This window comes from Paenibacillus sp. Negev47, from assembly GCF_058313655.1.
The window spans coordinates 2649730-2662814 of record NZ_CM177754.1 but is presented as its reverse complement, the minus strand read 5'-3'; the positions used below and the strand labels follow the sequence as shown (position 1 = coordinate 2662814).

General features: G+C 45.1%; 16 protein-coding genes and 1 riboswitch. Of the genes, 3 read left to right on the top strand and 13 right to left on the bottom strand.

Annotated features, from left to right (window positions below):
• The first annotated feature begins 19 nt into the window (after positions 1-19).
• A complete protein-coding gene (locus AC4G47_RS12275; RefSeq protein ID WP_074095466.1) occupies positions 20-754 on the top strand; it encodes an alpha/beta hydrolase in 735 nt (244 codons plus the stop codon).
• 158 nt (positions 755-912) lie between these two features.
• Here the strand turns inward: AC4G47_RS12275 and AC4G47_RS12270 are convergent, their stop codons facing one another.
• Together AC4G47_RS12270 and AC4G47_RS12265 are read right to left on the bottom strand one after the other, a co-directional pair.
• Entirely contained in the window at positions 913-1383 is a 471-nt protein-coding gene (locus AC4G47_RS12270; protein WP_491106168.1) for a low molecular weight protein-tyrosine-phosphatase, read from the bottom strand.
• 5 nt (positions 1384-1388) lie between these two features.
• Positions 1389-2090, bottom strand: a complete 702-nt coding sequence (locus AC4G47_RS12265; protein ID WP_458122882.1) for a trimeric intracellular cation channel family protein — start codon at positions 2088-2090, stop codon at positions 1389-1391.
• A 131-nt stretch (positions 2091-2221) separates the two neighbouring features.
• Between AC4G47_RS12265 and AC4G47_RS12260 the strand changes: the two genes are divergently transcribed.
• Positions 2222-2863 carry a thiamine diphosphokinase gene (locus tag AC4G47_RS12260; RefSeq protein ID WP_491106167.1) on the top strand — a complete coding sequence of 214 codons (642 nt, stop codon included), beginning with the start codon at positions 2222-2224 and terminating at the stop codon, positions 2861-2863.
• Between the two features lie 296 nt (positions 2864-3159).
• On the top strand, positions 3160-3660 hold the full coding sequence (locus tag AC4G47_RS12255; protein ID WP_458122884.1) for a C40 family peptidase: 501 nt from the start codon (positions 3160-3162) through the stop codon (positions 3658-3660).
• 109 nt (positions 3661-3769) lie between these two features.
• Here the strand turns inward: AC4G47_RS12255 and AC4G47_RS12250 are convergent, their stop codons facing one another.
• From AC4G47_RS12250 to AC4G47_RS12200, 11 genes are all read right to left on the bottom strand, one after another.
• A complete protein-coding gene (locus AC4G47_RS12250; RefSeq protein WP_458122885.1) occupies positions 3770-4480 on the bottom strand; it encodes a winged helix-turn-helix domain-containing protein in 711 nt (236 codons plus the stop codon).
• Positions 4481-4588: 108 nt separating this feature from the next.
• Positions 4589-5638 carry a ThiF family adenylyltransferase gene (locus tag AC4G47_RS12245; RefSeq protein WP_491106166.1) on the bottom strand — a complete coding sequence of 350 codons (1050 nt, stop codon included), beginning with the start codon at positions 5636-5638 and terminating at the stop codon, positions 4589-4591.
• The gene (locus AC4G47_RS12240; protein WP_458122887.1) at positions 5635-6402 is read right to left on the bottom strand and encodes a thiazole synthase; all 768 of its coding nucleotides are present in this window, start codon (positions 6400-6402) and stop codon (positions 5635-5637) included. The genes AC4G47_RS12245 and AC4G47_RS12240 overlap by 4 nt, the downstream gene beginning before the upstream one ends.
• A gap of 2 nt (positions 6403-6404) precedes the next feature.
• The gene (gene thiS, locus AC4G47_RS12235) at positions 6405-6608 is read right to left on the bottom strand and encodes a sulfur carrier protein ThiS (protein ID WP_145322079.1); all 204 of its coding nucleotides are present in this window, start codon (positions 6606-6608) and stop codon (positions 6405-6407) included.
• Positions 6605-7840: a glycine oxidase ThiO gene (gene thiO, locus AC4G47_RS12230; protein ID WP_491106165.1), complete on the bottom strand. Its 1236-nt coding sequence runs from the start codon at positions 7838-7840 to the stop codon at positions 6605-6607. Before thiO ends, thiS begins: the two co-directional genes overlap by 4 nt.
• Before the next feature lie 17 nt (positions 7841-7857).
• Complete coding sequence (locus AC4G47_RS12225) at positions 7858-8550, bottom strand: thiamine phosphate synthase (RefSeq protein ID WP_491106164.1); 693 nt, start codon at positions 8548-8550, stop codon at positions 7858-7860.
• 194 nt (positions 8551-8744) lie between these two features.
• Positions 8745-8854, bottom strand: a riboswitch (TPP riboswitch).
• 74 nt (positions 8855-8928) lie between these two features.
• Positions 8929-10479 carry an ABC-F family ATP-binding cassette domain-containing protein gene (locus tag AC4G47_RS12220; protein WP_036613631.1) on the bottom strand — a complete coding sequence of 517 codons (1551 nt, stop codon included), beginning with the start codon at positions 10477-10479 and terminating at the stop codon, positions 8929-8931.
• A gap of 139 nt (positions 10480-10618) precedes the next feature.
• A complete protein-coding gene (locus AC4G47_RS12215) occupies positions 10619-11602 on the bottom strand; it encodes a hypothetical protein (protein WP_491106163.1) in 984 nt (327 codons plus the stop codon).
• Entirely contained in the window at positions 11589-12140 is a 552-nt protein-coding gene (locus AC4G47_RS12210; RefSeq protein WP_491106162.1) for a hypothetical protein, read from the bottom strand. The genes AC4G47_RS12215 and AC4G47_RS12210 overlap by 14 nt, the downstream gene beginning before the upstream one ends.
• Positions 12137-12535, bottom strand: coding sequence for a hypothetical protein (locus tag AC4G47_RS12205; protein WP_491106161.1), 399 nt, complete (start codon positions 12533-12535; stop codon positions 12137-12139). Before AC4G47_RS12205 ends, AC4G47_RS12210 begins: the two co-directional genes overlap by 4 nt.
• Positions 12536-12551: 16 nt before the next feature.
• Positions 12552-13037: a hypothetical protein gene (locus AC4G47_RS12200; protein WP_062834890.1), complete on the bottom strand. Its 486-nt coding sequence runs from the start codon at positions 13035-13037 to the stop codon at positions 12552-12554.
• Positions 13038-13085: the final 48 nt, after the last annotated feature.

Genomic DNA, 13085 nt, shown 5'->3' with positions numbered 1-13085 from the left:
CCGAGAAAGGTGACGTTTTATGACGGATTCCCGCTATTTGAAACGCACGATTGTCAAGGAAGAGATTGAAAGTCGTTATCTCGGAGAGAAGCGAACGCTCCGTATTTATCTTCCTCCGGGCTATAACGAATTACTTAGCTACCCTGTCGTTTATTGTCAGGATGGCGAAGAATTTTTTAATTTCGGACGAATTGCTACAACAGCTAACCAAATTATTCTGGACGAAGGAGCCGAACCTTTCATTATTGTAGGGGTTCAGGTGGATGTGTCTGTGAGAACGCAGGAATATGCCCCATTTGGAGATCGGTTCAAGGCATATACCGCTTGCTTCGCTGAAGAGATTATTCCCTATATAGAAGAGAAATATCCTGTACGCCCTTCTCCGCAGGAACGCATTCTTGCCGGAGACTCGCTCGGTGGCAGTGTTTCGCTTCATCTTGCTCTGTTATATCCGGATCTGTTCACACGTGTCATTAGTATGTCTGGTGCCTTCTATTCAGCTTCACAGGAAATCTATGCCGCGGCTGAAGATCTGTCTTGGCTCTCGATCTGGATGATCGTTGGTTTGCAAGAGACTGATTTCGAGGCAGACACGGGTACGTATGATTTTGTTCAATTAAACCGGGATACTCGAGAATTGCTGGAAAAACGAGGTGCCCTCGTCTCCTACCAGGAGAAAGACGGAAAACACCAATGGGGCTTTTGGCAGAAGGAATTGCCAGAAGCATTACTTTATTTTCTCCAGGAAAGATAAAAGGACCACATCAACAGGCGGCTGAAAGGCCGCTATTGTTTTCTTCCATAATGATACCGCTTACAATTATAATCTGAAAAAGAAGCAGGATATCGCTTGAGTACCCTACTCCTGCTTCTTTGTCCGATTACAAGTAGATATGAGATCATGTTTATTTGCTAATCTAGTGAATGCTCCTCTTCAATCTTTCTCAACAGAACATCGCAGCCTGCATTAACCAGCTCGTACACCTCTTCGAAATTGCCTGTGTGATACGGATCAGGTACTTCTCTGAGCTTTTCCTCCGGAAGCATGTCCATAAACTTGATGATTTCCGCCTCAGCTCCGCCTGGAACGTTGCGCACATTAACTGCATTGGAATTATCCATGCACACAATGTAATCAAACTGAGTAAAGTCTTCGCTGGCGAATTGTCTCGCTGCCATGTTGGCATAAGAAATCTGGTACGTATCCAGCAATTTCCGAGTCCCTTCGTGTGGTGGTTTACCAACGTGCCAGTCACCTGTACCCGCTGAGTCCACACGAATCTGGTGTTCAAGCCCCTTCTCCAGAACTTTGTGCCGCAGGACGGCTTCAGCCATTGGTGAGCGACATATATTGCCTAGACATACAAACAAAACGTTAATCATATTATTTATTCCCCCTTGCTTAGCGTACCATGAAGTACCGGTGGTGCTGGCTGTGTTACAACGCTCTCGGGCTGGCTGCTGACGTCCCCTGTACCCGATGGCACCAACGAACGACGCGGCAACTTCCATTTATAATGTACAGAACACATCCGGAAGAACACAACGGCTGCGAAACACAGTAATAGCCCTACATTCGTTGTTAACCAGCCCATACCTATAACGAAACCGGCTGTCATTGCCCATACAGCATAAATTTCATCACGCAATACAAGCGGTTTACGTCCTGCGAGCACATCTCGAATAACGCCTCCACCAATACCAGTCATTACTGCAGCAACAATAACTGCACTAATGGGATGTCCCATGTTCGCTGCGTACAATGCGCCTTGAATTGCAAATGCTGCGAGTCCAATTGCATCAAACAATGCCTCTGTTCGCTTCCAGTGACCAATCCACTTGAGAGGCAGGATAAACGCAATGGCTACAGATACCAAGGCTAACATAATAAGTGATCCCTGACTCCATAGTGTCGTTACAGGTATACCTATAAGTACATTCCGGATAATACCGCCTCCGAATGCAGTCACAAGCCCGAGCACCAGTACGCCCAAAATATCATATTCCTCTTCCATTGCCACGAAAGCACCAGACATTGCAAATGCGATGGTACCTATAATACTGAATACTTCAAAAATGTGTAAGTCCAACCTGTTCAAACCTCACTTTTCAAGTCATCTCCGTGTCGCTCTACCCATTGTATCCGCGAGCACTGAAATTGTGCAACCACATTTTGTGGATTATACTGGTTTGGTGAAAGAATTAGGAAGGATGAAATGAAATGACGATGAAACGAATTGTTATTTTTACAGGCGGTAACTTATCTGTGGAATTACTTCAGGAAATACGAGAAGATGACATGATTATCGCGGCCGATCGCGGTGCATTATTTTTGATTGAACACGGCATTCAGCCTCACATTGCAGTGGGAGACTTCGACTCTATTACCGAAGAGGAACGTATATTTGTAAGCAACAATAGCATTAAGTTCATTACATGCGACCCTGTTCATAAGGATCTTACGGATACAGAAATGGCTTTTGAGACAGCGCTAGATCTCGAACCTTCTAACATCTTAATGTTAGGTGCTACAGGTACACGTATGGATCACACACTCGCCAATGTACATATTATGGTTCGCGCGATGCAGCATCACATCTCCTGTGTGATACAGGACAAACACAACTACATGACACTGACAACATCCAAAGCTGTGGTTGAGCACCGTGACTATAAATATGTTTCTCTGCTCCCCTTGACTCATGAAGTTACAGGAATAACTCTGGAAGGTTTTATGTATCCACTGGATCAAGCCACGATTCGCATGGGACAATCCTTAGGTGTTAGCAACAAACTATTAGGTACTTCAGGTACAGTCACCATCGATAGTGGCTTACTACTGATTATTCAGAGCAAAGATTGAATCTATTAGCATGCTTCATCGTTATTTATTACGTTTTTGTAACCAGTGATTCAATGAAAATAATAGGTCCACACGTAATAAATACCCTTGATATTCAAGGGTATTTTCTATTTCATCAATATGTATCATTCGTCAATGATTAATTTTTTGACATTTTTAATTGTATTTTAATAAACATACCCAAACCACTGTGGCACAAGGGATTACACATCTCTATCCAATTTCTAGGCTGTTACAAAGCTGTTATACTCGCTCTAGCAACTTAACGAAAACGAATTTTGGAGGTACTAACTAACATGAAAACAAACATCTTTGTCCAAAAGGCCGTAACCGTCGGGTTGTGCGCTACACTAGGTTTTGGAGCTGTACTAATGACTAATGCACCTGTTGCACAAGCAGCAACTGCTTCTGTATCCACAGGTCAACAAATTGTTAACTATGGCAAAAAATTTACTGGAACTCCATATAAATTTGGTGCTTCAACTAAAACAACCAAGGTATTTGACTGCTCTTCTTTTATGAAATATATTTTCAAAAAGTATGGTGTAGATTTGCCGCGCACTTCCGTGAAACAATCCAAAGAAGGTAAGGCTGTGTCTAAAGCTAATCTGCGTGTCGGAGATCTGGTGTTCTTCTCCAGTGGCAGCCGTTCTACTGGTTCCAATGTCACTCACGTAGGTGTATATGCTGGAAATGGAAAAATTCTGCATACGTATGGATCTCCAGGCGTAACCCTCTCGGATCTGGACTCTGGTACTTGGAAGAGAACGTATGTTAAAGCTCGTCGTGTACTTTAGAACTTATCATTGCTAATCAGTAAGGACCGGAGATTACTATCCGGTCTTTTATTTTTACCCTCTTTTTGCCACAATCTAAACTGGTGATTCATGGAATTCACTGTATAATCTAATTTTTGTCGTGAAGCATGTAACCAATCCCACGCACGGTATGAATCAGTTTCACACTCCTTCCCTTGTCCACTTTAACTCTCAAATGTTTGATGTATACATCCACTACGTTAGTATCCATTGCATACTCATAACCCCATACTTCCCGCAAGATATCACTTCGGGTACATGCTTCATTTACATGCAACGCCAAGAATTCGAGCAATTCATACTCTTTTGGCGTTAATGTTAAGTACTCTCCGGCACGATTTACCCTTCTTGAGCGCAAATTCACTTTAAGATCATGAACTACAATTACTTCTTCACCTTCTTGCTTTACATTCGCAAAAACTCGCAATAAATTCCGTATTCGGGCCAGCATAACGTTTAAGTGAACAGGTTCCTCCATCACGTCGTTAGCTCCAAAATCCAGCCATTCCACGATGAACTGAGGAGATGCATTAGAAGTGATAACCAGTAGAGGTATAACCTGACCTTTATCCATCCACTGTTTCAGCTCTTCTTTCTTCTGTTTCCGATAGCCCTGACCCTTTTCACTATCTACCAGGATGATCAGATTGATATGTAACAATGAAGGCTCAACGGTTTGGTTAAGTTCAGACCATTCCTTTCGTTGCACCTCATATCCTTCGGAACATAATACGTCTTGAATAAGGTCAAGCTGCTCTCCTGCTCCCATCAGCAATATGGCTGTTTTCACTGTTTTCACCCGGCCTGTCTCTATCCTTCTGCTCGCAGCAAAGGTTGTTACAGTTATCATGCCGTAAAATGAAAAAGCCCATTCCCTTAAGGGAACAGACTTTGCTTCATTTTTGCTTCAGCCAAAGTAGCGGTGAACGAGTGTACGTGCTTCGGCTGTATCTTTTGTTCCGTGAACAAGAACACGTCCATCCTGGAAAATGACCATTCTATGAGCTCCTGTTGTAAAAGAAACCAGAAAAGGATTGGATTCCACTTTTCCTTCTTGAAGTCTGTCCAGGCGATCCGCCGTATGTTGAAGATCCAGATTCATGCGCCGTGCAGGCCGGATCTGAACGGTATCCCTGCCACACAACACATCTGTTTTCTCCAGATTGGACGCAGAAAGATATGGATACGTAGCCGTATCGCTGCAGGAAGGGCAGTCTTGCTTTTTCGCACCATCCACATTAATGGATATGTATTCGTTCCTCCACACGTCAAATGACAACAACTTGCGTCTCAGTGCACCCGTATTGCCGCTAAGCAACTTCATCGCCTCTGCTGTCTGATTCGCCGTTACCATCTGTACCGCTTGAGGAATAATGCCAGACGTATCACAGGTATCTCCCCCAAGAGGGACTTCTCCCAGCAAACAGTTCAAACATGGCGTATCTCCAGGCATAAACGTATAGGTAATGCCGTAACTGCCCACGCATCCACCATATATCCAGGGAATACGGTATTTCTGTGCCATATCATTCATAAGTAGTCTGGTATCAAAATTATCCGTTGCATCCATAATCAAGTCTGCATGTTGGACGAGTTCTTCCAACTCATCTACTCTGACATCCAACACTTTGCCTTCCACATGAACGGTGGAATTAATGGCAGATAGACGTTTTTCCGCTGCCATCGCCTTCGGCATCCGTTCAATCGCGTCCTGTTCTACATATAATTGCTGCCGCTGCAGGTTACTCCACTCCACATAATCACGATCCACGATGGTTATGTGCCCGACTCCTGAACGAACTAACGTTTCAGCAATTCCTGTTCCGAGTGCACCAGCGCCTACGATTAACACTCTGCTGCCCTTTAATTTCGCCTGACCTTCCTTGCCCAGCGGCGCATAACGTTCCTGTCTGGAATACCGATCCGCCTGCTCGGAAGATGTTAATTGATCTGTCATGTATGAACCATTCCTTCCACCGGACTGCTGGCTGCTGCATAACGCTTCACGGGAATCATGCCTGCCTCATATGCCAGTCTACCTGCCTCTACCCCCATTCGCATCGCTTTAGCCATGCTCACCGGATCTCCTGATCCGGATACGGCTGTATTCAATAATACGCCATCGGCACCAAGTTCCATGGCATAAGCAGCATCTTTGGGGGAGCGCAACCCTGCATCCACAATTACAGGTACAACGGCCTGCTCAATGATGATCTCAAGGTTATAGGGATTAATGATGCCTCTACCAGCTCCGATGGGAGAAGCGCCTGGCATTACAGCATGTACGCCAAGCAATTGCAGCCTTTTGGCCAGAATGACATCATCCGAAATATAAGGCAGTACAGTGAAGCCCTTTTCAAGCAAAATTTCGCAAGCCTTGTACGTTTCAATCGGATCCGGGAGCAACGTCATTCCATCTCCGATAACTTCGACTTTTATCATATCACAAAGTCCAGAAGCCCGTGCAAGCTCAGCAATGCGCACCGCCTCTTCCGCAGTGGCAGCTCCAGCTGTATTTGGCAGAAGAGTGTATTTATCGAGATCCAACGTATCCAGGAAATGTTTCTGGTTACGCTCCTCCAGATTCAGACGACGAACAGCAAAGGTTAGAACCTCCGTTTCAGATGCTTCCACAGCCTGGCTTTGCACTTCAAGATCAGAAAACTTGCCTGTTCCGAGCAACAATCTGGACTCAAACGTATATTTACCAATATTCAACATCATCAACCGCCTCCTACAAAATGTACAATCTCGATTCGATCGCCTTCTCTTAATGCCGTCGTTTCATGATACTCACGTGTTAAAATATGCCTGTTCAGCTCAACAACTACAGTTTTGACTTGCAGATCAAAAGATTTAAGCAGTTTGTCCACACGATTCAATCCGTCTTCAATCTCCATCCGTTGACCGTTTACTATGATGTTCACTGCACCACTCCCTTTCTGTTCAATCGCTCAGGACTCAGCTCCTCGATCCCGAGTTCTTCTGAGCTACTGCCCTCAAGCAATTCAGCCATTAGTCTGCCTGTTATAGCACTGAGCAAAATACCATTACGGTAATGCCCAAAGGCGGCGAACAACCCGGGAACACTCTCGCAAGCACCTATATAAGGCAGTCCATCCGGAGTGGCTGGTCTTACGCCTGCCCATGCTCTCAAAAATCGAGCTTCTTTCATTCCAGGTACCCAATAGGTAGCTGCTGCTAGCAGCTTCTGTACACTCTGGACTGAAACGTTCAGATCCGTTCTGCCGGGCAGACTGGTTGCCCCAAGCCAAACTTCTCCATTGGCTTTCGGAACAATATAGATATCTTCGGCATACACCGTTCTATCAGGTCTGTACCCTGCATGTTCAGCTGAGAACTGAACAGCAGCTATTTCTCCTTTTACCGACCACACAGGCAAGCTCAGATTCACATGTCTCATTAATTCTTCACTCTGTAATCCAGCCGCTATAATGACATGTTTGCATGTCATCTCACCGATCGATGTGCTGATCCCCTGTACACCATGTTCGTTTGCTTGCACGCGTATATCCTGTATCCCTTCCATTACCCGTGCTCCCATTGCTTGAGCGGATGCAGCGTATGCCTTTGTTAGATTGACAGGTAGAATCTCACTCTCGTAAGGCCTGTAGTAGGCTCCATACGTATCTCTGTTAAGCCATGATGTCTCCTGTTGCACAGTGTAACGATCCCACCACACCTCATCAGCAGACAAAGCAGAATTTCGATTGTTCTTATAGCTGCTTAATTCACTGTATGAACGAAAAGGGGTCAGGAATCCCTGGCGTTGCAGACCAACCTCTAACCCGCTAAGGGTAGCCATTAGCACCTGTTGCTCATGAAGTAACTGTCTGCTCTGCCTGGCAAGCTTAGCCATCAAAGGATGAGCAAACTCCTCACTGTCTGCCGCCAGCATTCCAGCCGCGGCGCACGAAGTTCCTCCCGCGATTGCTGAACGCTCTACCAGCAGTACCTCCTGTCCACGGGAGGCAAGCTCATATGCAATGGCACAACCAACGACGCCTCCACCTACAATAATAGTTTCGGCATGAATCTTATCCGGTCTATCCGTAACACTTTTGCTTCTTGATTCCGGTTCAGATTTCAGTTGATGACTGAAATGATTTCTGTTCTGACCCGATACGATCTCTTTCATCATCTCATCTCCTTGATTCAGCGGCTCAGACTTTCTGTATCTACAATAGCCTGTCTTAATGATGCAGCAGCTCGATCCGGTGAATTACCCCATATGTACGAGATCACGGCAACCCCTTGTGCTCCCGTTGAGCGGATCGCTCGAATGTTCGCCGGTTTAATGCCCCCAATCGCAATGACAGGAACGGAGACACCAGAGCACACTTCAGCAAGAGCGTGCAATCCTCTTGGGTCAAGATCAGGCTTACTGTTGGTTGCATAGACATGCCCGAAGAAAAGGTAATCGGCTCCCCGTTCTTCAGCGATTTTTGCCTCATCGATTGAATGAACAGATACACCCAGACGAAGTCGTTGCACATTGCTTATGACAGCAGTGTTGTACATACGCATAGCCTCTTGCCCCCAGTGCACACCGCCATAGGTTTCATTCTGTGAGGGCAGTTCTGATCCATTGATAACGATGCGGCAAGATGGAACTCCAATGCCACGCAAACTTTCAGCCCAACCGATCTTTTGTTGCCATGTGAGTTCTTTCTCTCGTATGTGAATATAGTCGACCCACGGCCACACGTCCTTTGCTGATTTCACAAAAGAGGCTTGATCTTCTCCCCCCGTAGATACAACATGCAGTTCAAATGATCCGTGTACATGTTCATGAGAAATTGCCGTACTGTTCATCTCCTTCCATGCGTGAATGCTATAAAAATACAAAAAAAGCCACTCCCGTAGGGGAGTGGCTGCGTATTAATAATTGGAGCAGATGACTGACTGATGCATACAGTTCATTTCGTACAAAACAGCTATGGAACTTATACCCATAACTTATACAAGGAACTGCATGTTTCAATTCGCTAAGGCAGTCAGTTGAAATTCTTTCGAATTTCCGTTTGCTCAGGTCATTTACTGAAACGCGCGCGCCACTTCCCTACGCTGGTATGATCCAGATCAGGTGCAAAGGGTCCGGAATCGCATTCTTCCATCTCAGCCGCATCGTGCGGCCCCCCTAGTGTTCATATGAAGTTGTAGCTTATGTTACCATAGACGGTTTTTTTTGTCACCGTCAATTCTATTAAACGTTCCCTGAATCGTCTAGTTTTTCTCAGACCATTCTTCGACATTCCATGTTTTGGTGACCCAACCCTCGTAGAAATCAGGTTCATGAGATACCAACAACACCGTTCCCTTGAATTCTTGCAAGGCACGCTGCAACTCGGCTTTTGCTGTGACATCCAGATGGTTCGTCGGCTCATCGAACAGAATCCAGTTGCTCTCACGCATCAAGAGCTTGCACAAACGAACCTTGGCTTGTTCTCCACCACTCAGCATGTTAAGCGGACGGGTAATATGCTCATTTTTTAATCCACAGCGAGCTAGATGCCCTCGGACTTCATTCTGTGTCAAATGTGAGAACTCATTCCAGACATCCTCAATCGGCGTGATGTTCCCAGCACGAACTTCCTGCTCAAAATAGGCCGTTTCGAGATAATCTCCCAAAAAGGTCTTTCCACTGAGTGGAGATATCTTGCCCAAGATGGTTTTCAGCAGCGTCGATTTACCCACACCATTACAGCCTACAATGGCAATTTTTTCACCACGTTCAATCGTCATCGTCATTTTAGGCAGCAAAGGATACGTGTATCCAATTTCAAAATCAATACCCTCAAAGACCGTTTTGCTACTCGCGCGGGCATCCTTGAATTTGAACGTTGGTTTGGCCGCCTCATCTGGACGATCAATACGTTCAATCCTGTCCAGTTGCTTCTCCCGGCTCTTCGCTCGACCTGAGGTTGAAGCACGTGCTTTGTTACGCTGAATGAAATCTTCCTGCTTCTTGATGTACTCTTGCTGCTTCTCATACGCATCAATATGCTGGGCTTTATTCATATCCGCCATCTCCAGGAACTTGTTATAGTTCGCTGCATATCGCGTTAATTTGGCAAATTCCAAATGATAAATGACATTCACGACTTCATTCATGAATTCCGTATCATGGGAGATTAGAAGAAACGCATGCGGGTAGTCCTTCAGGTAACGTGACAGCCATTCAATGTGCTCTACATCCAGATAGTTGGTCGGCTCATCCAGCAAAAGAGCTGTAGGTTTCTCAAGCAGAAGCTTGGCAAGAAGCACCTTGGTACGTTGCCCCCCACTTAGAGCTGCGACATCACGATCAAGACCAATTGCGGACAAACCAAGACCATTGGCCATCTCTTCCACTTTTACGTCAATCAGATAGAAGTCGCCCTGCTCCAGTTGTTCCTGAATATCGCCCATCTCTTCCAGCAACTGTTCCAGCTTATCTGGATCTGCATCCGCCATCTGGTCTGTAATATTCATCATTTCTTTTTCCAATTCAAGCAACGGAAGGAATGCATCCTTAAGCACGTCACGAATGGTTTTGCCCGGCGTAAGCTTCGTGTGCTGATCCAAATATCCATAACGGACCTTAGGTGTCCATTCCACTTTTCCACTGTCTTTAAGCAATTTACCTGTAAGGATGTTCATTAGTGTGGATTTACCCACACCATTGGCACCAACAAGTCCTACGCGCTCTCCGGCGAGTAAGCGAAACGATACATTTTTAAATAACGTGCGATCTCCAAAATTGTGACTCACGTTCTCTACTGACAATAAACTCATAAGATGAGGTTGCTCCTATCTATTAGACATTACTTTTTTTTATTGTTCCGAAACCCTATTCTAGCACAGGTCCTGTCTTTTCTGAAAGTAATGTAAACAGTTCAGGAACCTCTTCCATAATTTTGTCATGCAGGCTCCTCTAACGATTGGAGCAGTTATATTCGAAATAGCCTTGTGCAGCTGCTTGTCTTGCATCTGTGAACACCTCTTCGGCACGGTAACCATTACCACATATGGAAGGGTAGTAATACTTGATACCCGTTAAAGGATCTACCCCACCTACGATGGCCGTTTTCTTCACAAGTCTGCCTCCACCAATCGCATAATTGTTGATCTTCTGATCCCCCACGGCTATTCCCTGGATAAAAGCCATAATCCCTGTATCATTAATGGAGTTATACCAATCCTCCTGTGAAACCAGGGGCATCGTAAACGTATAGGAAATACCGTTCTTTCTGGCAAACTCATTATGACGGTTAATCACATCAGCCAGATCATCCTGCACAGTGGTTACAATTCTGGTTCGTCTAACCTGCTCAAATACATCGGCATCCTGAAGCAAAGGAATCTGAGTGCTAGAAGCCAGTTCTTTTTGAAATCCCTCTATCCATTTTCCTGCGTTTGCATCGTAAGCATACACGTAATCGTCCAATGTAAAGTTAATACTGCTACCGTTTGAATCGGAATATGTATAAGGTTTCTTGGGACTCCATACTTGCCGAAAAAAATCTTCGCGGTTACCTGTCATCTCTATTTCTGTGGAAAACATATAATAGCCGTCGTAATCCAGGATAACTAAAGCCGGAATGTAATTAAACATACTTCGAATGGCTGCGGGATCATCCTGAATCCCCATATTTAAAGCCAACGTCTGAGTAAATGTTAACAAGGCAAGCTCTTTGTCCGCTTTAACAAACTTGGTTGAATCATAACCCGCTTCATCATTTTGCTTCTCATTCTGATGCATCACTGCACCTGCATCCATGACTGCGGTTTGAAGTGCAGCTCTGTATCGATGACCTAGATATTGGGCCTCTTCAGCATCCTGGGTATGGAGCGAGATGATCCAGAAGAGCGGAAAAAAGATCAGCACGAATACAATAGATAGCTCAGTAATCTTCATTGAGGACCATACCTCCATATGTGACAAATATCGCCGAAGCCTGAGCTGTACCACTTAGCCATTCACGAATGAGCATGGAAGGTGTACGATTTGTATTTTGGAGCGTCACGGTGAAAAAATCCCCTGTCGTCAACGTATATCTTCGGCCGGGATGATCAGCCGGTAACACAACTGAGGACGGAAATAGTCGCTCTCGAATCTGAGCAGAATAATATCCATCCTGTACAACCTCGTAGGTCCCGGTAAAACTGTTATTGTCCATAGGGTCCGTATAATGAGGTACATATTTTTTATGCAAATGTTCCATCGACACCTCATACACATTGCCCGTCTGAGCCAATTGCTCCTCAAACTCAGCCAACATTCGTGGTGAAATGTACCCTTTCGTTCGGACAGCATCAACAAGACGTGTTACATTCTGAACAGCCGTCATACGTGCTATATCATCCTGCCGATCAGCAGTTTCAGCAGCTGGATACACATAGAGCAGAAGGACTGCGAGTAACACAGCAAGCAGCTTGGATGCGGCATTAATCAATTCATACTCGCCTCCTTCCAAAAAACAATTTTGAGCAGTTCTCCAGTTTCACTTCGTATAAACTCAGGTCTGTAGGTAGCATTGAGTTGGACAGGAATAGTAGCTGCTTTATTGACAAGCGGATCAATCAAATACGCATTTCCTTCTACTTCCACAGGGATGCCTGTGCCCGTCATCTGCCTTACGGTGTGCAGCACTTCCGCACCACTATACTGATCTGGATTGGTTGTACGCAGTGTTGTAATAAGCCGACCTTCCATACCTGCTGTTGTCTGTACTCTATCCTTTAAGGCCACTGATAAAATCGTAACATTCTGTTGCCCGTACAGGCAGGCTGTCACAAACAGGACAACCGCCGTACAAAACAACATGAGATGCTGGGTATTTGGGGACATCTTAAACCAACTCCTGTCAGGATTGCTGGAAGATCAGCCCTCTTACCACATTAGATCGGTCTTTCACGATAATCGCTTTGAATTTACCACTTGGATTGACATATTGATTATCTTTTTCACTCATGGTCTGGTTAATAATCCCCACTTTATCGTCAGGTGCAATAACCGAACCGTAATCCGCATTATTGAGATCCTGTGAAATGTTCAATTGATTGCCATACCATTGACCTGCTTTATTTTTACCCGTAATAACTTGAATACCGAACTGATCCTTGTCCGCGTATTTACGCAGCGCATTGGTTACCTGTGATCCACTGATGGTTGTTCCGTCATATACCGTAAATGCTGCCTGGGACAACTCGGTTTGAATATCAGCAAAATTGTTCTGGGCCGTCTTGGTTGCCTCCTGAGCCGAAATAAACAACAGAACTACAATTGTGATCAAAGCGATCGTCAAAAATATCCCTGCTGCCACCTTTAAAGCGCTTGATGCATTGTTCATGTTAAATCCTCCCAAGTTATAAATATATTTCAGACTCCACACAGAGGG

What these genes read in the sequence shown, in the direction of transcription:
- AC4G47_RS12275 (WP_074095466.1), top strand. Translation starts at nt 20, where the DNA reads ATGACGGATTCCCGCTATTTGAAACGCACGATTGTCAAGGAAGAGATT.
- AC4G47_RS12270 (WP_491106168.1), bottom strand. Translation starts at nt 1,383, where the DNA reads ATGATTAACGTTTTGTTTGTATGTCTAGGCAATATATGTCGCTCACCA.
- AC4G47_RS12260 (WP_491106167.1), top strand. Translation starts at nt 2,222, where the DNA reads ATGACGATGAAACGAATTGTTATTTTTACAGGCGGTAACTTATCTGTG.
- AC4G47_RS12255 (WP_458122884.1), top strand. Translation starts at nt 3,160, where the DNA reads ATGAAAACAAACATCTTTGTCCAAAAGGCCGTAACCGTCGGGTTGTGC.
- AC4G47_RS12245 (WP_491106166.1), bottom strand. Translation starts at nt 5,638, where the DNA reads ATGACAGATCAATTAACATCTTCCGAGCAGGCGGATCGGTATTCCAGA.
- AC4G47_RS12240 (WP_458122887.1), bottom strand. Translation starts at nt 6,402, where the DNA reads ATGTTGAATATTGGTAAATATACGTTTGAGTCCAGATTGTTGCTCGGA.
- thiO (WP_491106165.1), bottom strand. Translation starts at nt 7,840, where the DNA reads ATGAAAGAGATCGTATCGGGTCAGAACAGAAATCATTTCAGTCATCAA.
- AC4G47_RS12220 (WP_036613631.1), bottom strand. Translation starts at nt 10,479, where the DNA reads ATGAGTTTATTGTCAGTAGAGAACGTGAGTCACAATTTTGGAGATCGC.
- AC4G47_RS12215 (WP_491106163.1), bottom strand. Translation starts at nt 11,602, where the DNA reads ATGAAGATTACTGAGCTATCTATTGTATTCGTGCTGATCTTTTTTCCG.
- AC4G47_RS12205 (WP_491106161.1), bottom strand. Translation starts at nt 12,535, where the DNA reads ATGTCCCCAAATACCCAGCATCTCATGTTGTTTTGTACGGCGGTTGTC.
- AC4G47_RS12200 (WP_062834890.1), bottom strand. Translation starts at nt 13,037, where the DNA reads ATGAACAATGCATCAAGCGCTTTAAAGGTGGCAGCAGGGATATTTTTG.